At 64.0% G+C, this 22,063-nt stretch carries 14 protein-coding genes and 1 pseudogene; 5 read left to right on the top strand and 10 right to left on the bottom strand.

The genetic code is table 11. The features are described from left to right. Positions 1–7 precede the first annotated feature (7 nt). Together ABIE53_RS31735 and ABIE53_RS31730 are read right to left on the bottom strand one after the other, a co-directional pair. Positions 8–3,420, bottom strand: a pseudogene (locus ABIE53_RS31735) (alpha/beta fold hydrolase). Between the two features lie 245 nt (positions 3,421–3,665). Continuing rightward, positions 3,666–4,457 carry a hypothetical protein gene (locus ABIE53_RS31730; protein ID WP_029971779.1) on the bottom strand — a complete coding sequence of 264 codons (792 nt, stop codon included), beginning with the start codon at positions 4,455–4,457 and terminating at the stop codon, positions 3,666–3,668. 353 nt (positions 4,458–4,810) lie between these two features. Here ABIE53_RS31730 and ABIE53_RS31725 point away from each other — a divergent pair, with 353 nt between their 5' ends. Then, the gene (locus tag ABIE53_RS31725) at positions 4,811–6,631 is read left to right on the top strand and encodes an ATP-binding response regulator (RefSeq protein WP_192700318.1); all 1,821 of its coding nucleotides are present in this window, start codon (positions 4,811–4,813) and stop codon (positions 6,629–6,631) included. On the opposite strand, the gene ABIE53_RS31720 is transcribed toward ABIE53_RS31725, so the two are convergent. The 4 genes from ABIE53_RS31720 to ABIE53_RS31705 form a co-directional block, all read right to left on the bottom strand. Beyond that, positions 6,597–7,361: a response regulator transcription factor gene (locus ABIE53_RS31720; RefSeq protein WP_006052351.1), complete on the bottom strand. Its 765-nt coding sequence runs from the start codon at positions 7,359–7,361 to the stop codon at positions 6,597–6,599. The two genes, ABIE53_RS31725 and ABIE53_RS31720, sit on opposite strands and share 35 nt — an antisense overlap. Positions 7,362–7,701: 340 nt before the next feature. Further along, positions 7,702–7,860: a hypothetical protein gene (locus ABIE53_RS31715; protein ID WP_006052350.1), complete on the bottom strand. Its 159-nt coding sequence runs from the start codon at positions 7,858–7,860 to the stop codon at positions 7,702–7,704. Next, on the bottom strand, positions 7,835–8,839 hold the full coding sequence (gene cydB, locus ABIE53_RS31710; protein ID WP_006052349.1) for a cytochrome d ubiquinol oxidase subunit II: 1,005 nt from the start codon (positions 8,837–8,839) through the stop codon (positions 7,835–7,837). Before cydB ends, ABIE53_RS31715 begins: the two co-directional genes overlap by 26 nt. 30 nt (positions 8,840–8,869) lie before the next feature. Next, positions 8,870–10,282, bottom strand: a complete 1,413-nt coding sequence (locus tag ABIE53_RS31705) for a cytochrome ubiquinol oxidase subunit I (protein WP_192700317.1) — start codon at positions 10,280–10,282, stop codon at positions 8,870–8,872. Between the two features lie 555 nt (positions 10,283–10,837). On the opposite strand from ABIE53_RS31705, the gene ABIE53_RS31700 reads away from it, so the two are divergent. From ABIE53_RS31700 to ilvD, 3 genes are all read left to right on the top strand, one after another. Beyond that, positions 10,838–11,695 (top strand): NAD-dependent epimerase/dehydratase family protein, encoded by an 858-nt coding sequence (locus tag ABIE53_RS31700; RefSeq protein ID WP_006052347.1) that lies wholly within the window; start codon positions 10,838–10,840, stop codon positions 11,693–11,695. Positions 11,696–11,727: 32 nt separating this feature from the next. Further along, positions 11,728–13,026 carry an MFS transporter gene (locus tag ABIE53_RS31695; protein WP_053860241.1) on the top strand — a complete coding sequence of 433 codons (1,299 nt, stop codon included), beginning with the start codon at positions 11,728–11,730 and terminating at the stop codon, positions 13,024–13,026. Between the two features lie 317 nt (positions 13,027–13,343). Then, complete coding sequence (gene ilvD / locus ABIE53_RS31690; protein WP_029971773.1) at positions 13,344–15,203, top strand: dihydroxy-acid dehydratase; 1,860 nt, start codon at positions 13,344–13,346, stop codon at positions 15,201–15,203. Positions 15,204–15,327: 124 nt separating this feature from the next. On the opposite strand, the gene ABIE53_RS31685 is transcribed toward ilvD, so the two are convergent. The 3 genes from ABIE53_RS31685 to garL form a co-directional block, all read right to left on the bottom strand. After that, positions 15,328–17,241: a glycoside hydrolase family 28 protein gene (locus ABIE53_RS31685; protein ID WP_310076441.1), complete on the bottom strand. Its 1,914-nt coding sequence runs from the start codon at positions 17,239–17,241 to the stop codon at positions 15,328–15,330. 307 nt (positions 17,242–17,548) lie between these two features. Next, positions 17,549–18,463: a 2-hydroxy-3-oxopropionate reductase gene (locus tag ABIE53_RS31680; protein WP_081653117.1), complete on the bottom strand. Its 915-nt coding sequence runs from the start codon at positions 18,461–18,463 to the stop codon at positions 17,549–17,551. 33 nt (positions 18,464–18,496) lie between these two features. Further along, a complete protein-coding gene (gene garL / locus ABIE53_RS31675) occupies positions 18,497–19,303 on the bottom strand; it encodes a 2-dehydro-3-deoxyglucarate aldolase (protein ID WP_192700315.1) in 807 nt (268 codons plus the stop codon). 238 nt (positions 19,304–19,541) lie between these two features. Between garL and ABIE53_RS31670 the strand changes: the two genes are divergently transcribed. Further along, entirely contained in the window at positions 19,542–21,149 is a 1,608-nt protein-coding gene (locus ABIE53_RS31670; protein WP_006052341.1) for an aldehyde dehydrogenase (NADP(+)), read from the top strand. Positions 21,150–21,265: 116 nt separating this feature from the next. Here ABIE53_RS31670 and ABIE53_RS31665 read toward each other — a convergent pair whose 3' ends face one another. Beyond that, on the bottom strand, positions 21,266–22,009 hold the full coding sequence (locus ABIE53_RS31665) for a FadR/GntR family transcriptional regulator (protein ID WP_006052340.1): 744 nt from the start codon (positions 22,007–22,009) through the stop codon (positions 21,266–21,268). Positions 22,010–22,063 lie beyond the last annotated feature (54 nt).

Raw genomic sequence — 22,063 nt, 5'->3', positions numbered from 1 at the left:
TGCGAACTCAGTGCGCGTTCAGATAGCGCGCGATAGTCGGATAAACATCGCGCGCGGCGTTCTTGCCGAAGATGCAGTCGATGTGTCCATAGCCCGCAATCAGATGCCGCTCATAAGGTTGCTCGGGAAACGCGTTGACGAGCATCTCATAGGTGAGCGCGGTGCTTTGCGGCACATAGGTTTCATTGCAGTCGCCATGAATGAAACCGATCGGAATGCGCATGCCCGCAAGCCCCTTCATGCCGCGCGCGCCGCGCAGATAGACGTCGTCTCCGTCGGCGTCGACAACCTTGCCGGCGCGCACCATCGCGGCCAGATGCTTGAACACGCCGACGTCATGCACGCCGAGCAGTTCCTGCAGATTCGAATGAAGCGTCTCGCTCACCTGCGCGTGCTCGTATAGCAGACCGTACATGAAGGTCGCGCGATGGCAGATCGGGTTGCCGCAGCCCTCGTCATGATCGACGGGATAGAGCCGCAGCGCTTCGTCGTAGAGATTGTGCGGCCACCTTTTGTCCTTCGTATAGGCGGTCAGATCGGTCACGCCGAGATGCTGCATGATGTCCGGAATGTGCAGACCCGCCTTGATTCTGGCGAGCGTGCCGGGCACCGGATGCACGGCGACCTGCGAAATCACCGCTGAACGCACCCCTTCGAGTCCCGCCATCAGCGACATGCTCAACGCGAGGCCGCCCATGCAGTGACCGAGCGCCTGGATGCCGCTCGCGCCCGTCACCTCGCGAATCTTTGCGACGGCCGCGGGAATATCCTCGAGCGCGACTTTATCGACGTTGGTCGGCACGAGCACGCTCGGCATTTCGATGCTCACGCGCAGATCGACGAGCCACACGTCGTAGTTCGCGGCGCACAGATATTCGACGAGATTGGTGCCGATCAGATCCGTCGAATAAATGCGGCTCGACACGCCGGAGCCGTGAATCAGCAGCACGGGGCGCGCATTCTTGCGCGCAGGGTCGACATAGCGCGTGAGACGCAAGCGCGTACCGTCCGGCGTATCGAAGAAGAACATTTGCGGCGCGGGCGCGCGCAACGCACGCTTCATACGCGGCTCCGCGGCGGGATCGTGATACTGCAAAGGCGCGGCCACGCCGCCGTATTCGCTGAACAGCACGCCCGCGAAGAACTTGCCGAACTTCAGCGTCCATTCGAGACGTGTCTTCAGATCGGGTGCGTTGGTGACTTCGAGCGTGCGCTGCTGCTTGAGGAAATTTTCCGGCGTGATGATGAGCGTCGCGCTGCCGATCGGCGGCGCGTCGGCTTGGGGCGCGGCGAAAATCTGCGCGTACAGCGTGTTCGTTTGCTCCCACAGTTCGAGCGGCGACGTGCGCGTGATGATCTTCTGCCCGCTCAGATAATACGTTTTGCCTTCCGCCGAGTTGAGCGTCATTCGATAGTTCATGTTGCGCTCGTCCACGTCCTGCGGGTCGGCCACGAACAGATTGAAGGTGCCGTCCGTGATCGTCATCGGTTGCGAGGAAAGGGCGGGGCAGGTTAGCGTTCCGGCGGTCTTTGCCATATGGTTGGGATCGCTAAGCATTGTCGCGAGGTCGTCGGATTCAACCGTCAGCGTGAACGCCATCGGGCTCGCGGCGTCCTTGCTCGCGCCGGTCGGCGTGTAATGGCCGACCATCGTTTCGGTAAAGCGCAAGCCGATCTTTTGCGCGGGCGGTGTGTCGGCGGTGCCTTTCGAATCGTAGTCGATGCTCCAGCCGCGCGACGCCGCAAGCAGCGCGCAATTGCGCTCGGCGAGCGCGGAGATGGTCCACAACGGATTGACGCCGAGCGACATGGGCATGACGGCGCCGTCCATCACGTAGAGGCCGTCATGCACGCCGGTGCCGGTCGTGCCGCTGAAAACGCGGCCCAGGTGATCGACTACGCCGCGCTCCGCATCCTCGCCCATCCCGCAGCCGCCGAGCGGATGCACGGTCACCGTTCGATTGCCGAAAATGTCGTTCGAAATCGGATCGCGCAGATATTTGCCGCCGAGCGGCGCCGTCGCCTGCTTCAGCGTCTGCTCGACGGTTTCGTAAATCGGCTGCTTGCCGGCGTTTTCCCACGCGATGCGCGGCCGGCCTTTGTCGTTCACGCTGATCTGGCCGCTCTCGTCGTCGTGCGCCATCACGAGATAGCTTTGCGTGTGATTGAGCGCGCCGCGATACGGACCGTGCAGGAAGCCTTCGACCACGCGCGCGTCGTATTCGAGTTGCTGGTCCACGGTGCGCGGCCCCGAAACGTCCACGCCCGCGAGCGGCGCGGCCGCACCGAGCATGCCGACGAGCGCGGCGCCCACCGGCCCGGCGAGCGAGCCTTCCTCGATCACGAAACCGTCCCTGACGTCCGCGGTATTGCGATGATCGATCAGGCCCGTGATGGTCGGCCCGACCGGCGGAATATCGCGGTCCACATGCGCGCCCCAGCCGACGCCGTTGATCGTGTCATTGGTGTTGTACGCGAACGCGAGCACGTCGCCATTGCCGGTGAAGTGCCGGCCGAGCATGTCCGACACGCTCAAGCCTTCATTGCGCGAACGCAATAGCAACGCGGTCGAGCCGATCGTTCCCGCCGATACGATCACGATGTCGGCGCTAACGAACAGATCGGGCGCGTCATAGCTTTCGCGCCCGAGGCGCACGAACTGATAGCCGACCTGCCACTTCTGCGTATCGACGTTGCGCACAACCGAATGAACCGCGGCGCCCGTAAAAATCTGCGCGCCGTGAGCGACGGCGTCGGGCAGATAGTTCATGTGCGTCGAGTTCTTCGCGTCGTAGTTGCAGCCGGAGTTGCAGTCGCCGCATCCGGTGCAGGCTTTTTGCGCGACGCCGGCCGCGTTCGTGCGGTCCTCGAAGGTGACGGTTATCGGCGGCGTGCTGAAGCGGTCGCCCATGCCGAGCGCCTCGGCGGATTTGGCGAGCGCGAGCAGCTTCGGCAATTCGCGGAAGCGGCTCGGCACCGGCGCAGGTTGCAACATGTCCCACGCGCGTTGATAACCCTTGTCACGTCCGGTCTGATCGCCGCGCAACGCAGCGGGCCAGCGTGTGTCGTCCCACAGGCGCGAATCGATTTTCAGCGCGACGTTCGCGTTGATCAGCGACGTGCCGCCGAGCCCGCAGCCGACCACCGCGTTGACGTCGTCGTTCACATGCACTTCGAGCAGCGCGAGCGCGGCGAGCCGATTTGCGCGAGCGGCGTGTTGTACTGGATCTGCTCCGCGCCCTGAAACGGCGTGCGCGGGTATTCGCCGGCCATGAATTCGCGTCCGCGTTCGAGCACGCAGACGCTGCGGCCCGCGCGCGCCATGCGGCTCGCCGCGATCGCACCGCCATAACCGGAACCGATCACGACCACTTCGTAATGCGACTTCATCGCCGTCACGGCGCTCGATAAGCGGTTCATACGCGACCACCTCGTCAGGAATCGGTGCAGGGAAGGGAACCGGGCGTCGGAAGAAAGACGGCGCGCTGCCGCGGCTTTTTTATCGTAGGCGGTGCGCGCCGACAAAAAAAGGCGCATCTGTGCGATGCGCCCAAAGGAGTCCCCTGTGCCTCAGTCATTTCCCCATTACTATTGTTGAGCCCGTTGTTGTTGAGTCCGCTCATGCGGCTTTTTACGTGTTCTTTTTGTGTCGATGCTGCAGCCTGTCATGCGGCCGCTTCATTCATTTCGCTATCGATCGACTCGGCCGCGAGCAGGTTCAGCGCCAGCAGAATCGCACTGCGATTGTCGATGTCGATCTCGATCCCGAGCACGTCCGTGAGCCAGCGGCCGATCTTCGTATTGGAAAAATCGTCGGCAGTGGCCGTCTTTTTCATGGTGACGCCGAGTTTGACGGCGCGATAGTGATACGAGGGCACCCGATGCGAAGCCGCAACCGCCGACAGTCCGCCTTTGCCTTCCGAGCACCAGCCGAGGCTGCCGGCCAGCACGATCCGTTCGGGCTCGTCGAGACTTTCGATAAAAGCGCGCGCCGCGTGCCGTACCCGTTGTTCGTCGAGCCCGTATTGCAGCAGCACGCTTTGCACGGGGTCTTCCAATGCCTGGGCGTGCAGATCGATTTCCTGCGCCATGCCGTCGGTTTCCATCGACACATTGCGTTGATGCCCCGCGCTGCGCAGGCAGTCGATCAGATAGCGGCGGAAATACGCGCACAATGCGTAGCCGTTGGACGGCGCGCTATCGGCGCACGCATGCGTTTCGGTGTGGCCGGGGGCAAGACGCAGTACCTTGGAATAAATGAACTGCGCAACCAGTTCTTCCTTATCTTCGCCGAGTGCCTGCAGTTCCAGCGGATGGTAAGTCCGCAACGCCCGCTTGACGAGTTCGACCATCGACACCATTTCGTCGGCGGACAACTGCGTGCGGCGGCGCCACAGATCGGGCAGGATCGCGTCGTCGAGATTGCGGACGAACTCGTGGCTCGGAACTGCGCCCATGAAAGCCTCCATTAGGGTTAGGCGAGGATAAGGCGAGAAGCGCGGCGAGCCCGGAATGCAGGGAAAGGCGAAGGGAGAATCGTTGCGGCCGCGCCAGGTAGTGAGGCCAGTATGGTCGTCGGCGGCGGCTTCGCCTATATGGATTAAGTGTTAGCTGATGGGTAAACTGCCGGGTAAACCATCCGGCAGCACGCCCCTGATTCGTCTGATAAGAAAGCGGCGGCCGCGCGCCCGCTGCATTGCAGTAGAACCGTGCAAGCTCTTGCGCAAACACGCCGCAGCGCGCTCCGTGCAAGCGCCAGGCTCTCGCGCCCCCTCACCGAATTTGCCGTGCCCGACAAGGAGACCGCGCGATGCGGGCTGACCCGATCCAGCGTGCAATCGACGAAGACCTGGTGCGCGTGCTGTACGCGCAAGACCCGATCGCTTTCTTCTCGCACTGGTTTTCGATCGCCGTGCTGGTGGCCATTTACTGGCCCGCGATACCGTCGCCGCCGCTTTTCATTGCCTGCTTCGGCTTCTATGCGGCCGCCAACTGCGCGGGTCTCGCGCTATGGATCTGCAATCGGCGCTATCCGCATCTGCTGTCGCCGCGCGGCTGGATCAACGTGCACGCGGTGCGCGGCGTGCTGCTGTACAGCGCACCGGGCATCGCGATCTGGTTTGCGTTCCAGAGTCCGCAGAGCGACTTGCCGCTGCTGCATACGGTGATGCTCGTCACGCTCGCAGCGGGCGTGTTCATGTCGAACGGCTTCGACCTGCTGAACTTCGCCACGGCGATTCCCTTTCTGCTGTTTCCGTCGATCGTGCTGCATTTCGGCATGCATACGTTCGATCGCACGATTCTTGCCATCGTGCTCGCGTTCTTCTTCTGCGCGATCAACGTGTATGCGCTCAGTTACCGCAAACTGTTCCAGCAGGTCGTGCAGGCGCGCGTCGATCAGCAGTATCTGGCGGAATCGCTGGCGGCGCAAAAGCATGTCGCCGAAGAGGCGAGTCTCGCGAAAACACGCTTTTTCGCGGCGGCGAGCCATGATTTGCGCCAGCCGTTGCACGCCATCGGGCTGCTGGCGGCGTCGCTCAACGATTCGGCCGCGACGCCCGCGCAGCACGCGAAGACCGCCGAGCACATCGTCCATAACGTCGAGGCGCTGAACCAGTTGTTCAACCAGGTGCTCGATCTCGCGCGGCTCGAAAGCGGCGTCACGCAGGTGATCCGCTTGCATTTCCGGCTCTCGGAACTGTTCGAGCGCGTCGGCAGCCAGTATCGTCCGCAAGCGGCGGCGAAGGGGCTCGCGCTGCGGATCGCGCCGACGTCGATGGTGGTCCACGACGATCCCGTGCTGCTCGAACGCGTGCTGAGCAATCTGCTGTCGAACGCGGTCCGCTATACCGAGGAAGGCGCGATCTGGCTCGGCTTCCGGCGCGCGGGGCGAACCAATGGCGGCTATATCGAAGTGCGCGATTCGGGCATCGGCATTCCGGAGCAGGAGCACGAGCGTATTTTCGAGGAGTTCTATCAGGTCGCAAATCCGCAGCGCGACGCGCGCCAGGGGCACGGCCTCGGCCTGCCGACGGTGAAGCGCCTCGTCGGCATGCTGGGCGGCGAATTGCAGTTGCGCTCGGCACCGGGACGCGGCTCGGTGTTCCGCTTTCCGGTGCAGGCGGGCGACGCGAGCGGCATCGTCGCAAGTCTGAACGAGGCGGTGACGGGCGGACCGACGGCGCAAGGGCGCCGCGTGTTGTGCATCGACGACGAGCCGTCGATTCTCGAAGGTCTTTCGAGCCTGCTCGGCCGCTGGGGCTGCATCGTGCAGGGCGTACGCGACGAAACCGCCGCATTGGCCGCGCTCGAGGAAGGTTTCGTCCCCGACGCGGTGCTTTGCGATTACCAGTTGGCCAATCACCGCACGGGCGCGCAGGCGCTGACGGCGGTGCGCAGCGAACTGGCGCGCTCGGGCCACGAAGGTGTCGTGATGCTGCTGATTACGGGCGATATGGCGTCGGCGGAACTGGCGGCGCTCGCCGCACAAGGCATTCCGGTGTTGCACAAGCCGGTGGCGGCGGCGCGCTTGCGGCGCACGCTCGACATGCTGTGGCAGCAGGCGGAGATCGATAAAGGACCAACGCCGCCGCCCGCTACAGCGTTCTCCCCGCTTCAAGCCAGCCGTTGATCACGGCGATTGCCGTCGACCGGTTGTGCACGCCGAGCGCCCGGAAGATCACCGACAGATGCACCTTGACCGTGCCCTCGGCCACGCCGAGTTCGCGCGCGATCATCTTGTTGGTCCAGCCGCGATGCACGAGCCGCATGATGTCCTGCTGACGCGGCGACAGGTTTTCCAGCAAGTGTTGCTGATGCGGCTGCAACGGCTGAAGCTGCACGATGGGCTCGGTGAGCGTCGCGGTGCCTGGGTTTTGGCCCGCTGCGGTGCTCGCCACCTGTTGAGGCGAAGCGGCGGCGCGCTCCGCGCATGCCTGCGCCGGTTGCGCATCGCGCGAGCCGAGCAGGCTCAGCGCTTCCATCGGCACATAAGCGCCGCCGGACAGCACGAGTTCGATCGCCTTCAGCATCACGCTCGCGGGCTGCCGCTTCGGCACGAAACCGAGCGCGCCGGCGGCCAGCACTGCGCGCATCTCGTCTGGCGACTCCTCGGCGGAAAGGACGACCACCGGCAGCGCCGGATTCGCCTTCAACAGCATTTCCAGCGACGACGCTCCGCTCATGCCCGGCATATGCAGATCGACGATCGCGAGATCGTGATCCGCGTCGGGCCGCGCGGCTGCGGCGAGGGTTTCCCAGGTATCGGCTTCGTCGAATTGGGCGTCGGCATCCAGCCCGCGCAGCATTCCCTTGACGCCTTGCCGGATCAGTTCATGGTCGTCCGCCACAAGAAACTTCATGATGTCTCCACGAGTCGAGCTTGCGTGTTGTGGACTACCGCTGTTGCCAGGCCCCGTTTTACTTCTATTGTCGTGAATCGCATCATTGCCGGCTACCCCGTGATCTAAGCCGATCGGTTGACGCGGCGGCCTTGCGGCTCGCCGCGCCGGTCATTCTCTGCTTGTGGCATCGCCGGCGCCACGTTTTTTTGTGTGCCCTGTGCGGGCAGGTCTCTCTCGCGCATCGGCCCCGGCTTGCTAGGTAGACGAGCCGCGCGCGCCGTTTTTTAAGCGCCGCCGGGCGGACGCAAAAGCTTATGCGGCATGGATCGAATTGCCCGCGCGCGCACGCGGCGAGCGGCTATTTCACGGCAAACAGCGTCGCATTCATCAGAAGCTTGAACGCGTAACCGAGCGACATCGCCGAGCCCACGCCGAAGCACCAGAGCGCGATGAACCAGAGCCAGCCTGGCAGCCTGCGCGCGGATCTGATCCTAGTGATAGTGATGTTGGTCGCCATGACGCACCTTTCCGCGGAAAACCCAGTAACCCATCGTCGTATAGGCGACGATGATCGGCAGAATCACCGCCGCGCCGACCAGCGTGAAGGTCTGGCTCGAGCGCGGCGCGGCGGCTTCCCACAACGTCACGCTCGACGGAATCGCATACGGCCACAGGCTCACCAGCAGCCCGCCGTAACCGAGCAGCACGAGCAGCAGCGCGAGCACGAACGGCATGTTGTCATGCCGCTCGCGCACCGCGCGGCGCATGAAGAACGCGCAGACCGCGACCATGAACGGCACGGGCAGCAGCCGGTAGAACAGGCCGTCGTCGAACCAGCGTTGCGCGATGTTCGCGTCCTGCAGCGGCGTCCACAGGCTCACCATCGCGATGAAGCCGAGCAGCACGACCGTCAGCGGCCACACCATGCGATGCAGGCGGCGCTGCAGATCGCCTTCCGTCTTCGCGACGAGCCAGCAGCAGCCGAGCAGCGCGTAAGTAACGACGAGTCCGAGGCCCGCCAGCAGGCTGAACGGCGTAAGCCAGCCGAAGGCGTCGCCGGCATACGCGCCGTCGATCACCGGAATGCCTTGCAGAAACGCGCCCAGTGCGACGCCCTGGAAAAACGCCGCGCCCGCCGAGCCGCCGATGAACGCGAGATCCCACAGGTGCTTCGTGCGATTCGCCTTCGCGCGAATCTCGAACGACACGCCGCGAAAGATCAGGCACACGAGCATGAAAATGAGCGGCAGATAAAGCGCGGACAGCACGGTCGAATACACCATCGGAAAGACGGCGAAGAGCGCGGCGCCGCCCAGCACCAGCCAGGTTTCGTTGCCGTCCCAGACGGGCGCGACGGTGTTCATCATCAGGTCGCGTTCTTTCTCGTCGGGGAAAAACGGAAACACGATGCCGATGCCGAGGTCGAAGCCGTCCAGCACCACATACATGAAAAGACCTAGCGCGATGATCGCGGCCCACACTACGGTTACGTCCATTTTGTGACTCGGCTAAGAGAAGAGATCGGGTTACGCGGCGTCGATCGCCTGATCGGCGGCGGAGAAAGGGCGGCGCGCGGTCTGGTCCGGCGTGTGGGCAGGCGCGTCGTGCGGCATCTGTCCGGGCAGCGCCGGGCCGGAGCGCATCAGCTTGAGCATGTAGTAAATGCCCGTGCCGAACACGAGGAAATACACGACCACGAAGGCCATCAGCGAAATGCCGACCTGCTGCGCGGTGAGCGGCGACACGGCCTGCGACGTGCGCATCACGCCGTACACGACCCACGGCTGACGGCCAACTTCAGTCGTGACCCAGCCGGCCAGCAGCGAGATGAAGCCGCTCGGACCCATCGCCACTGCGACGCGCTGGAACCACTTCGACTCGAACAGCGTGCCGCGGCGGCGCAGCACCCATGCGGCAATCGACATCGCGATCATCAGCATGCCGAGCCCGGCCATGATGCGAAAGCTCCAGAACACCACGGTCGAATTCGGCCGGTCTTGCGGCGGGAATTCCTTGAGGCCGCGAATTTCGCCGTCCCAGCTATGCGTGAGGATCAGGCTGCCCAGGTGCGGAATCGACACCGCATAGCGCGTGGTTTCCGCCTGCATGTCGGGGATGCCGAACAGGTTCAGCGCGGTGCCGCCTTTCTCGGTTTCCCACAAACCTTCGATTGCCGCGATCTTCGCCGGCTGATATTCGCGCGTGTTCAAGCCATGCTGATCGCCGACGACCGCCTGGATCGGCGTGAGAATCAGCAGCAGCCAGAGCGCCATCGAAAACATTTTCTTGACGGCCGGATCGCGCCGTCCGCGCAGCAGATGCCACGCGCCGACCGCGGCGACCACGAGCCCCGCGACGATGAACGCCGCGAGCGCCATATGCGCGAGCCGGTACGGGAACGACGGGTTGAAGATGATCTTGAACCAGTCGAGCGGCACGACCTGGCCGTTCACCACCTCGAAGCCTTGCGGCGTCTGCATCCAGCTATTCGACGCGAGAATCCAGAAGGTCGAGATGAGCGTGCCGATCGCGACCATCAGCGTCGCGCCGAAATGCGCGCGCGGGCTCACGCGCTGCCAGCCGAACAGCATGATGCCGAGGAAGCCGGCTTCGAGAAAGAACGCGGTCATGACCTCGTACATCAGCAAAGGTCCGGTGACGGGTCCGGCGAAACTCGAGAAGCCGGACCAGTTGGTGCCGAACTGATAGCTCATCACGACGCCGGAGACGACGCCCATGCCGAAGGCGACGGCGAAGATCTTCGACCAGAAGAGGCACAAGTCCTTGTAGTAGGTCTTGCCGGTTTTGAGCCAGCGCCATTCGAGCACGGCGATGAAACTCGCGAGGCCGATGCTCAGCGCCGGAAAAACGATGTGAAACGAAACGGTGAACGCAAACTGGATGCGGGCGAGGTCGAATGCCGATATTGCGGAGTTCATGATCGTGAAGGCGTGATGCCGCTCGTTGCGGACTACGCGCGTCGACCGGTGTCGGTGCGCACTGCGTTTCGCAGATGGCCGAAGATTAGGCCAACGCGGCGAATTATGCTGCGGCGCGACGTGCGTCAAAGAACCGCGTTCTTTTGTGCGGTTTTGCCGTTCGCGCGTGGCAAATGACTGATCTGTATCAGCTTTTTCTTATTGCTTGCGAGGGCGCGTTTTGCGCCAGGTGCGGCGTGAGTGCGGCAATCGACCGCGTCGCAGCAAACGGTGGGCGCGGGAGTTGGGTTATGTCGAGGGCTGCTTGTTGAGAGCGATGCGCTTTGCGGCGGTGGCCAATGGCGCGGTGAGTGTCGAGTGCGGCCGGTTTGTTTTCAATGTCATACGACATCGCACCATAAATTAAGCCTGCGGCTTGTCGTTCAGTGCCTGAAAGTATCGAAAGGCACGCCGACACCTCGGGTAAATGCCTAGTTGAAATCCGATTCCGCATCGTTGATAGTACGTTATCGTACAACTAGCCCGCGCACGAGCCGGTGCAGTAAAGGAACCCCTATGAAGAAGATTGCCCTTAGTGGCGCCGGTGGCCAGCTTGGCTCGGTCGTGCGCGCCGCGTTCATTGCGCGGGGCACGCCGCTGCGTTCGGCGGCCGGCTCGAAGCCGCTCACGCCGCTCATCGACGGCGAGGATGTGATGCACGGCGACCTGCGCGATCCGGCGGTCGTCGACCGGCTGCTGGAAGGCGTCGATGTACTGATCCACTTCGCCGGCACGAGCGTCGAGCGTCCGCTGCCCGAGATCATCGAAAACAATTTGCGCGGTCTCGTTGAGGTGTACGAGGGCGCGCGGCGTCACGGCGTGAAGCGCATCGTGTTCGCCAGCTCGAATCACGCGATCGGCATGTATCCGGTGACGGAGCGTCTGAGCCTCGACTGCGAACTGCGCCCCGACGGTTTTTATGGCCTCAGCAAGGTCTGGGGCGAAGCGCTCGCCCGGATGTACTGGGACAAGCACGGCATCGAGAGCGTGTGTGTGCGCATCGGCAGTTGCCTCGAGCGTCCGACCGAGCCGCGCCATCTCAGCACCTGGTTCGGCCACGCGGACCTGATGCATTTCCTCGACCGCTGCATCGAAGCCGACGATCTCGGCTTCATCACCGTGTGGGGCGTGTCGGCCAATACGCGTAGCTGGTGGGACAACAGCGGCGCAGCGCGCCTCGGCTACACGCCGAAGCAGAACGCCGAAGACTACGCCGACGAAATCCTGGCCCGTCCGAATCCGCTCGATGCGCTGGGCCAGCGCTTCCAGGGCGGCGGCTTTGTCGGCATCGACTATTCGCGGCGTGAGGAAGAGGGCGCCGGCACGGGCGCGGGCACCGGCGCGGGCAGCGCTTCGGCGGCGCGGCCGGCCTGAAGCAAGTTAAAGCATTACCAGGAGACGCAGCAATGAAGATCAAGGGCATCCGCTGGTGGATGGTCAGTCTGGTCGCAGCCGGGCTCATCATCAATTATCTGGCGCGCAATACGTTGTCGGTGGCCGCGCCGACGCTGATGAAAGACCTGCACATCACGACTGAGCAATACGCGCACGTCGTAGTCGCGTGGCAGCTTTGCTATGCGTTCATGCAGCCGGTCGCGGGCTTTCTGCTCGATACGGTCGGCACCAAGATCGGCTTCGCGGCGTTCGCGCTGGCCTGGTCGCTCGCCTGTGCGGCGGCGGCGTGGTCGACGGGATGGCGCAGCCTCGCTTTCTTCCGCGGCCTGCTCGGCATTGCCGAGGCGGCGGGCATTCCGGCCGGCGTGAAAGCCACCAGCGAATGGTTTCCGGCCAAGGAGCGTTCGGTGGCGATCGGCTGGTTCAACATCGGTTCGTCGATCGGCGCCTTGCTCGCGCCGCCGCTCGTGGTCTGGGCGCTGTTGCATGGGCAGTGGCAACTGGCGTTCGTGATCGTCGGCGTGGCGGGGATTGTGTGGAGCGCCGTGTGGATGGTGCTGTACAAGCATCCGCGCAAGCAGAAGCTGCTCGGCGACGCGGAGCGCGACTACATCCTGAGCGGTCAGGAAGCGAAGCATAGCGACGATGGCGCGCCCAAGCGCAACTGGTTCGCGATGATGAAGAGCCGCGACTTCTGGGCGATCGGCATTCCGCGCATTTTGTCCGAGCCGGCATGGCAGACCTTCAACGCCTGGATTCCGCTTTACATGATGACCGAGCGTCACATGAACCTGAAGGAAATCGCGCTGTATGCGTGGATGCCGTTTCTCGCCGCGGATATCGGCTGCGTGCTCGGCGGCTATCTGAGCCCGCTGTTTCACAAGTACGCGAAGGTTTCGCTGTTCACGTCGCGCAAGATGGTGTTCGTGGTCGGCGCGCTGTGCATGATCGGGCCGGCGTGCGTGGGCCTCGTTGCGAGTCCGTATGTGGCCGTTGCGCTGTTGTGCGTGGGCGGCTTTGCGCACCAGACGCTGTCGGGCGCACTGTACGCTATCACGTCGGATATGTTCGGCAAGAACGAAGTCGCGACGGCCACCGGCATGGGCGGCATGGCCGGCTATCTCGGCGCGGCGGCTTTCACGGCGCTGTTCGGCGTGCTCGTGACGCAGGTCGGCTACAGCCCGCTCTTCGTGGTGCTCGCGGTGTTCGACATCATCGCGGCCGGCGTGGTGTGCCTGCTCGCGAAGAGCGCGGACAAGACGCCTGAGCCGCGCTGGTCGCAGGCGAATGGCGCGGTGCCGGCCAAGTAATCGACGCAGATATTCGACGAAGATTCGACGAACACATTCGACGAAGCGTGCGCGCCGGCATCACGCGGCGCTGACGTTCAGCCAAAGCGGCGCCTGCGGGCGCCGTTTTCGTTCACGGGTCAGTCCGTTGCACACCGCCGCAAGCCTCGCCGCGAACGCCGCCCAGCCGCACTTGCGACCCGCACACCGCCGGACCCTGTGGGATAATTGCGCGTTTTGCCCGCGGCGCGGCTCACGAGGTTGTTCGCACGGGCGCTCGAGGGGCCGTCACTCCCTTGGCCCGCTTCTTTCAAGCGATATTCATTCAACGACCACCGATGCCCGCATACCGTTCCAAAACCTCCACCGCCGGCCGCAACATGGCGGGCGCGCGCTCGCTGTGGCGCGCCACCGGCATGAAAGACGAAGACTTCTCGAAGCCGATCATCGCGGTCGTCAATTCGTTCACGCAGTTCGTGCCCGGCCATGTGCACCTGAAGGACCTCGGCCAGCTCGTCGCGCGCGAGATCGAGGCCGCCGGCGGCGTCGCCAAGGAATTCAACACCATCGCCGTCGACGACGGCATCGCGATGGGCCACGACGGCATGCTGTATTCGCTGCCGAGCCGCGACATCATCGCGGATTCGGTGGAATACATGGTCAACGCGCACTGCGCCGACGCGATGGTGTGCATCTCCAACTGCGACAAGATCACGCCTGGCATGCTGATGGCCGCGATGCGCCTGAACATTCCGGTGATCTTCGTGTCGGGCGGCCCGATGGAAGCGGGCAAGACGCGCCTCGCCAATCCCAAAACCGGCACCATCGAGTTCAAGAAGCTCGATCTCGTGGATGCAATGGTGATCGCCGCCGACAAGGCGTATTCCGACGCCGACGTCGCCGAAGTCGAGCGTTCCGCATGTCCGACGTGCGGCTCGTGCTCGGGCATGTTCACGGCCAATTCGATGAACTGCCTCACCGAGGCACTCGGTCTTTCGTTGCCGGGCAACGGCACGGTGGTCGCCACGCACGCGGATCGCGAGCAGCTCTTCAAGCGCGCCGGCCGCCGCATCGTCGGACTGGCCCGCGAGTATTACGAAGAGGAAAAGGCGAGCGTGCTGCCGCGCGCGGTCGGCTTCAAGGCGTTCGAAAACGCGATGACGCTCGACATCGCGATGGGCGGCTCGACCAACACGATTCTGCATTTGCTGGCCATCGCGCGCGAAGCCGAGATCGACTTCACGATGACGGACATCGACCGCCTGTCGCGCGTCGTTCCGCAACTGTGCAAGGTTGCGCCCAACACCAACAAGTACCACATCGAAGACGTGCATCGCGCGGGCGGCATCATGGCGATCCTCGGCGAACTGGACCGCGCGGGCAAGCTGCACACCGACGTGCCCACGGTCCACGCGCCGACGCTGAAAGACGCGCTCGATCAGTGGGACATCGTTCGCACTGACGACGAAGCGGTCCGGACTTTCTACATGGCCGGTCCGGCCGGCGTTCCGACGCAGGTGGCGTTCAGCCAGAACACGCGCTGGCCGAGTCTCGATCTCGATCGCGCCGAAGGCTGCATCCGTTCGTACGAGCACGCGTTCTCGAAGGAAGGCGGCCTTGCGGTGCTGACCGGCAACATCGCGCTCGACGGCTGCGTGGTGAAAACCGCCGGCGTCGACGAAAGCATTCTGGTGTTCGAAGGCACCGCGCACGTCACCGAATCGCAGGACGAAGCGGTCGAGAACATTCTCGCGGGCAAGGTGAAGGCGGGCGACGTGGTGATCGTCCGTTACGAAGGTCCGAAGGGCGGGCCGGGCATGCAGGAAATGCTTTACCCGACGAGCTACATCAAGTCGCAAGGTCTCGGCAAAGCGTGCGCGCTGCTGACGGACGGCCGCTTCTCGGGCGGCACGTCGGGGCTGTCGATCGGCCACTGTTCGCCGGAAGCGGCGGCGGGCGGCGCGATCGGCCTCGTGCGCGACGGCGACAAGATCCGCATCGACATTCCGAACCGCACGATCGACGTGCTGCTGTCCGACGCGGAACTGGCAAGCCGCCGCGAGGAGCAGAACGCGAAGGGATGGAAGCCGGCGAAGGCGCGTCCGCGCCGGGTGTCGGCGGCGCTCAAGGCTTACGCGAAGCTGGTGATGTCGGCCGACAAGGGCGCGGTGCGCGATCTGTCGTTGCTGGAAGATTGATTTTGCTCAGCGCGTCATGCGCTGTTAGCAAGAAAAAACCGTAGAAAAACCGTAGAAAAACCGCTCTCCCGAGCGGTTTTTTTTTCACAACGCGGCGCAGCAGCAACTCCGCCGTGTTCGCGGCTTACCGCTGATCGACCACGTTCGTGTTGTACGTCGTCCCTCCGATCACGACGTTCTTCAACGCAATGCCGTTGACGTTGTACGCATAGATCGGCCCCGGCGTGGTGGCGTTGGCCGGTCCCGCGCAAACGGCAGTGCCGAGATTGCAGTTCGAGATCGTCACGCCGGTGATCGGCGGAACGGTCGGCGCGGGCGTCGGTCCGTTGTAGTCGAACGCGACGGGGCCTTGCGCGACGATCGCCTGAAAGCACGAAGCCGTGACGCCGTTGAGCGTGACGTTGCTCGCCTGCACGTTCGAGATGTTGACGTTCTGCACGACCGCCGGCCGCGTTCTGATTGCGTCGTTGGCCGGCTGATAATCGCAGTCGAATGTAATCAGGCCGCCCTGAGCCGCGGACGGATTGGCCGCAGTCCCAGTCACCACGCCAAGCGGCACCGTGCCGTTGATCGGGCTGCCGGCGAGCAGCGCGCTGCCGTAGCCGCCGCCTTTCAGCGCGACGCCGTTGGGCAACGTGACCTTGTCGACGTAGAAGTTCTTCACGAAGCCGCCGCGATTCATATTGGTCTTGATACGGATCGCGATATTGAGCGGATTGGTCGCCCAGTTCTGATTCAGCATCTGGAGATTGCGCGCGTAAATGTTCTGCACGCCGCCGCCCATTTCGCTGCCGAGCGTAATGCCGCCGTGGCCGCTATTCATCGTGCAGTTCTGGATCACGTGATTTTGCGCGGGACCGTATTGCGTATCGAGATCCTTGCCCGACTTGATCGCGATGCAGTCGTCGCCCGTGTTGAAGGTCACGCCGTCGCACAGCACGTTGTCGCACGCGTCGGGGTCGAAGCCGTCGTTATTCGGACCGATGCTGTTGGTCGTCACGCCGCGAATCACGACGTTCTTGCAATCGGTCGGATGATGCTGCCAGAACGGCGTGTTGTTCGTGGTGTAGTTTTCCATCAGCACATTCGTGCAGCCGATGAACTCGACCATGCATGGGCGCAGATAGTGACCGAGGCCAAAGATGCGCTTCGCAATCGGCACGCCCGCTTCCGAGAGCGCGGGCAAGTAGTTCTGGTCCTCTTGCCAGGGCGTCGTCGGACTCGTCAACTGTGTGTAGAGCGCGTCGGAAATGCCGGGCGCAACAGTTCGCAGATCCACGTTGCTCGGATTCTTGTACACCTGCGAGGGCGTCGACGAACTCACGCAACCGTAGGCCCCGTTCGATCCCTTGAAGGTCCACCAGCACGTCGCGGTGTTGCCCGAGCCGGCGAACGGCGTCATCGCCTGACCGTTGAGCACCGAGGTCGCGTCTTCGCCGGTCAGCGCGATGTTCGACTGATTGCGCGCGTAGACGGGCGAGCCGAAGTTCAGGCAATCGTTCGCCTGCCAGCGGCTGTAAAACAGGTTGCCGTTCGCGCCGCAGTTGACCGGGCCGTCCTTCGCATAGTCCGCGGGATTCGGGCTGAAATAGATCGTGCAATTGGCGCTCAAATGAAAATTGACGTTGCTGAGCAGCACGATCGGACCCGCGCAATACCAGTTGCCGGACGGCACAACGACGCGGCCGCCGCCCGCCGCGTTGGCTGCCTGAATCGCGGCGAGGAACGCCGGGCGCGAGTCGAATGAAGACGCCGCGTTGGTCTGGTTGGAGCCGGGGCTCGCGGGCGACGACGAGCCTGTGTACGGATTGGTTGCCGCGACCACCGCGCACGGCTGCGCGCCGTATTGCGTAACGACGAAGTCGCGCGACGGGAACATCGACTGTTTGATGCCGGCGAGTGAAGCGACGATCTGCGTCGCGGCGCCGTAGCTGCCCCAGATCGGATCTTCGGGTGTGAGCCCCGAACTGCCCGAGCCGCCGCACGCGGACAAGCCGCCGAGCAGCGTCGCGCCCGCGGAGGTGCCGGCGAACACCATGAACGCCCGGCGTCCAGGTGAATAAGGTTCGGCATGAGCCGCGTTCACTGATGCTGCCCGCTTGCCGCTGTTTTTATAGTGACTCGCCACGAATGTCTCCTTGCCCTTCAGGGCGTTGTAAATAATCGTCGATGCTCGAAAGTACGGCGTTCATTGCGATTGTTCTTGTTAAGTCAGTCATCCTTAATGATTGAAAGAAACGAAGGGAATTTGTCGGTTTGTTCTGGCCCAGAACGCAACACGCGCCGCTTTACCCATTCATCGACGTCGAACGGGCGAAGCGGCGCGGCGGAACGCGCGTGATGGATCAGGTTGTTTGCTGGCCGATCTCGTGATTGGCGAGCACTTCGAGCGCACGCACCATCGCCGAGTGATCCCATGCCTTGCCGCCGTGCGCGACGCACGCATTGAAAAGCGCCTGACAGGTGGCCGTATTCGGCAACGAAACGCCGAGCGTCTGCGCGGTCGACAGCGCGAGATTCAAATCCTTCTGATGCAGTTCGATGCGAAAGCCCGGATCGAAGGTGCGCTTCGTCATGCGCTCGCCGTGCACTTCCAGAATGCGCGACGACGCGAAGCCGCCCATCAACGCTTCGCGCACGCGCGCCGGATCGACGCCGGCTTTCGACGCGAGCAGCAGCGCTTCGCCGACCGCCTCGATCGTGGCCGCGACGATCACCTGATTCGCGACCTTGCACACCTGGCCCGCGCCGACCGCGCCGATCAGCGTGACGTTCTTGCCCATCATGTCGAACAGCGGCTTCACGCTGTCGAAGGTGGCCTGCTCGCCGCCGACCATGATGGTGAGCGACCCGGCCTTCGCGCCGACTTCGCCGCCCGATACCGGCGCATCGAGATAATCCGCGCCGGTTTCGCGCACGCGAGCGGCGAACTCGCGGGTGGCCATCGGCGAGATCGAACTCATGTCGACCACCGTTTGACCCGCATGCAACGCGCTCGCCAGTCCGTTCTCGCCGAACAGTACGCGCTCGACGTCCGGCGTGTCGGGCACCATGATGAAGATGATGTCGGCCTGCGCGGCGACGGCGGCGGGGCTGTCGCATGCCTGTGCGCCGGCCTTGGTGAGATCGTCGGGCACGCCGCTGCGCGTGAAGGCGGCGAGCGTGACGCCGTTCTTGAGAAGATTCGCGGCCATGGGCTTGCCCATGATGCCGAGTCCGATAAAGCCTGCTTTTTGCATGGAATGCTCCAGAGATGTCATGGCGGCCTGGTTTGTGCCTGCGCTGCGCGTGGCTTAGCTCTGGCCGGCCGGTTTCCTGATGAAGTGTTGATGGACGGCCTGCGCGGCGTTTCGCAACAGCCCGAGGTCGGCGCACACGGCGATGACGCGGCAGCCCATCGCGAGATAGCGTTCGGCGTCGGCTTGCATCGGCGCAAGAATGCCGCTCGGTTTGCCCGCGGCCTGCGCGCGTTCGAACACATGGGCGATCGCCTGCTGCACGTCGGGATGCGCGGCGTTGCCGAGATGTCCGTACGCGGCCGCGAGGTCGGATGGGCCGACGAATACCGCATCGACGCCGTCGACGGCAAGAATCGCGTCGATCGAGTTCACGGCCTGGCGGCTCTCTATCTGCACGATGACGCAGACGTTGTCGTTGGCAATGTCAAAATAGTCGGGTACCGTCGCGTAGCGGTTGCCGCGGTGGCCCACCGAGACGCCGCGAACGCCTTGCGGCGGATAGCGGGTGGCGGCGACCGCGCGCGCCGCGTCGTCGGCGTTATCGACGAACGGCACGAGGAAGTTGGAAAAGCCGCTGTCCAGCAGCCGCTTGATGACGACGCTCTCGTTGGCCGGCGGGCGCACGACCGGCGCGCTGCGGCTGTCCTTGAGCGCCATCAGTTGCGGGATCAGCGTGAGGACGTCGTTGGGCGCGTGTTCGGCGTCGAGCAGCAACCAGTCGAAGCCGATCACGCCGAGCAGTTCGGCGACAATCGGGCTCGCGAGCGAGGCCCAGCAGCCGACCAGCGTTTCACCGCTGCGCACGGCGTGGCGGAAGCTGTTGGGAAGAGACTGATAAGGCTGGCAGGGCGCGGCTGGCATGAACGTATTCCTCGAACGGCAAATGGATCGGGTCAAGTTCCGACGATGGCTGAACCGCACGTTATAGGTCGTCGTATATCTATATCCAGATTAGCACCCGATTCAGCCGTTGTAACGGTCACGTTAACCCGGAATGACGCTGAAAGCCCATGTGCGAGTAGGCGGTTCCGGTTGCATCAGCATGCCCGTATGTTGTAGGATGACTTATATCTAGCGCTCTAATACAAGGAAGAGAGACATGTCCCATTCCAGCGAAGTCACCGGCCAGATCACCGGCGAAATGCTGATCGGCCGCAAGGCCGTGCGCGGCGCCGAACAGGCGCTGCACGCGTTCAATCCCACCACCGGCACGGACATCGCCGAGCCGGTTTTCGGCAGCGGCACGGCTAGCGACGTCAACCTCGCCTGCGAACTGGCGGGCAAGGCATTCGATCCGTACCGCCAACTGCCGCTCAGCGTGCGCGCCGAGTTCCTCGAACGTATCGCGGACGGCATCACGGCGTTGGGCGATGCGCTCGTCGAGCGCGCGCAGCAGGAATCCGGCTTGCCGAAGGCGCGTCTGGAAGGCGAGCGCGGCCGCACGACCGGCCAGCTCAAGCTGTTTGCGCAAGTAGTGCGCTCGGGCCAGTGGCTTACCGCGACGCTCGATTCGCCGCTGCCGGATCGCAAGCCGCTGCCGCGTTCCGACCTGCGCATGCAAAGGATTCCGGTGGGACCGGTTGCCGTGTTCGGCGCCAGCAATTTCCCGCTCGCGTTCTCGGTGGCCGGCGGCGACACGGCGGCGGCGCTCGCAGCCGGCTGCCCGGTCGTGGTGAAAGCGCATCGCGCGCACCTCGGGACCTCGGAGATGGTCGGCCGTGTGATCCAGCGCGTCGCAGCGGAAATGGACCTGCCGGAAGGCGTGTTCTCGCTGATCGTCGGCGCAGGCAACTCGGTCGGCGAGGCGCTCGTCGCGCATCCGGCGATCAAGGCGGTCGGCTTCACCGGTTCGCGCGCGGGCGGCTTGTCGCTGATGCGCGTCGCGGCGGCGCGCCCCGAGCCGATTCCGGTCTACGCGGAAATGAGCAGCATCAACCCGGTGTTTCTGCTGTCGAACGCGCTCAAGCAGCGCACCGAGAACATCGCGCGCGGCTTCGTCGATTCGCTCGCACTCGGCGCCGGCCAGTTCTGCACGAACCCGGGCCTTGCGATTGCCGTCGACAGCGATGCGCTGAAGAGCTTCGTCGCCACCGCCTCTGAAGCCCTGGCCGCCAAGCCCGCGCAGACCATGCTGACTTCGGGCATCCACTCCGCCTACACGGAAGGCGAGGGCAAGCTGGCCAAGACCGCCGGCGTCGAAACGGTGGCGCGCGGCGCCGACGTAACGGGCCCGAACCAGGCGCGCGCCGCACTGTTCGTGACTGACGCGCAGACGTTCGTCGCCACGCCGGCGCTGGAGGACGAGGTGTTCGGCCCGGCATCGACGATCGTGCGTTGCAAGGACGAAGCCGAGCTGCTGCAAGTTGCCGAGCACTTTGCCGGGCAACTGACGGCCACGATCCAGATGGACGCCGCCGACGTGCCCGCGGCCCAGAAGCTCGTGCCGATTCTCGAGCGCAAGGCCGGGCGTCTGCTGGTCAACGGCTTTCCGACCGGCGTCGAAGTCTGCCACGCGATGGTCCACGGCGGCCCGTTCCCGGCGACCTCGGACAGCCGCGCGACCTCGGTCGGCACGACGGCGATCGAGCGCTTCCTGCGCCCGGTCTGCTATCAGGATTTCCCGGCGGATCTGCTGCCCGAGGCGCTGGCTGACAGCAATCCGCTGAATCTGTGGCGTCGCCGCGATGGCGAGATCACGCGTAGCTAAGCGCGCCTGATTGGCGGCATCGAATGAAAAATGGCCGGGGAGGTGAACTCCCCGGCCATTTTCTTTTTACCGTTGGCGCGTAGTCGTACGTCTAGGCGCTGGAAAAACCGGCGTGTTCAGCTATTCGCCTCGGACGTTTCGTTCGCGCGACGCAGCCGTTCGCGGCTATTCGACAGATGCATGCGCATGGCCGCGCGCGCGCCGTCGGCGTCGTGGCGGCTGATCGCTTCGAGAATGCTCTCGTGCTCGAGGTTGACGAGCGACAGGTACGCGTCCGGCTCGGCGCGCGCAATGCCCGCGGAATCGAGACGGTTACGCGGAATCAGCGCGCTGCCCATTTGCGTGAGGATGTCGACGAAATAGCGGTTGCCCGTGGCGCGCGCCACCGAAATATGAAACTGCAGGTCGGCCTCGACGCTGTCGAGCCCGTTATGGCGCGTCGCTTCGATCGCGTCGAGCGCGGCGCGCATGCGAGCGAGGTCTTCGGGCTTGGCGCGCTGGGCCGCGAGACCCGCACATTCGGTTTCGAGGCTGATACGCAATTCGAGGATGCACAACACGTCGCGCAGCGTGGTGGCCGGCACCATATCAATACCGAGCTTTTCGCGCTGCGGCTCGAGCACGAAGCTGCCGATGCCGTGCCGCGTCTCGATGACCTTGCCCGCCTGCAGGCGCGAAATCGCCTCGCGAATGACCGTGCGGCTCACGCTCAGCGTGACCATGAGTTGCGATTCGGTCGGCAGCTTGTCGCCTGGTTTCAGCGCGTTGGACGCGATCTGCTCGGTGACGTAATTGACGACGAGCTCGGCGAGATTACGAGCGCGTCGTGGCGGTGCCGCGGATGCCAGTGGTGTAGCCATCGAAAACGCCCCTTGAATCAGATAGTTGCAGATACTTTCTGCGATCCATTATAC

The organism is Paraburkholderia sp. OAS925 (genome assembly GCF_040543975.1).
Taxonomy (GTDB): Bacteria; Pseudomonadota; Gammaproteobacteria; order Burkholderiales; family Burkholderiaceae; genus Paraburkholderia; species Paraburkholderia graminis.
The sequence above is the reverse complement of the archived record's forward strand: the minus strand, read 5'-3'. Positions and strand labels throughout refer to the sequence as shown.

Bases quoted from the DNA above. Each gene is read 5' to 3' on its own strand.
- cydB (WP_006052349.1), bottom strand. From the start codon at position 8,839: ATGGACGTAACCGTAGTGTGGGCCGCGATCATCGCGCTAGGTCTTTTC.
- ABIE53_RS31725 (WP_192700318.1), top strand. From the start codon at position 4,811: ATGCGGGCTGACCCGATCCAGCGTGCAATCGACGAAGACCTGGTGCGC.
- ABIE53_RS31695 (WP_053860241.1), top strand. From the start codon at position 11,728: ATGAAGATCAAGGGCATCCGCTGGTGGATGGTCAGTCTGGTCGCAGCC.
- ABIE53_RS31665 (WP_006052340.1), bottom strand. From the start codon at position 22,009: ATGGCTACACCACTGGCATCCGCGGCACCGCCACGACGCGCTCGTAAT.
- garL (WP_192700315.1), bottom strand. From the start codon at position 19,303: ATGCCAGCCGCGCCCTGCCAGCCTTATCAGTCTCTTCCCAACAGCTTC.
- ilvD (WP_029971773.1), top strand. From the start codon at position 13,344: ATGCCCGCATACCGTTCCAAAACCTCCACCGCCGGCCGCAACATGGCG.
- ABIE53_RS31705 (WP_192700317.1), bottom strand. From the start codon at position 10,282: ATGAACTCCGCAATATCGGCATTCGACCTCGCCCGCATCCAGTTTGCG.
- ABIE53_RS31730 (WP_029971779.1), bottom strand. From the start codon at position 4,457: ATGGGCGCAGTTCCGAGCCACGAGTTCGTCCGCAATCTCGACGACGCG.
- ABIE53_RS31700 (WP_006052347.1), top strand. From the start codon at position 10,838: ATGAAGAAGATTGCCCTTAGTGGCGCCGGTGGCCAGCTTGGCTCGGTC.
- ABIE53_RS31715 (WP_006052350.1), bottom strand. From the start codon at position 7,860: ATGGCGACCAACATCACTATCACTAGGATCAGATCCGCGCGCAGGCTG.
- ABIE53_RS31670 (WP_006052341.1), top strand. From the start codon at position 19,542: ATGTCCCATTCCAGCGAAGTCACCGGCCAGATCACCGGCGAAATGCTG.
- ABIE53_RS31720 (WP_006052351.1), bottom strand. From the start codon at position 7,361: ATGAAGTTTCTTGTGGCGGACGACCATGAACTGATCCGGCAAGGCGTC.
- ABIE53_RS31680 (WP_081653117.1), bottom strand. From the start codon at position 18,463: ATGACATCTCTGGAGCATTCCATGCAAAAAGCAGGCTTTATCGGACTC.
- ABIE53_RS31685 (WP_310076441.1), bottom strand. From the start codon at position 17,241: ATGGTGTTCGCCGGCACCTCCGCGGGCGCGACGCTGCTCGGCGGCTTG.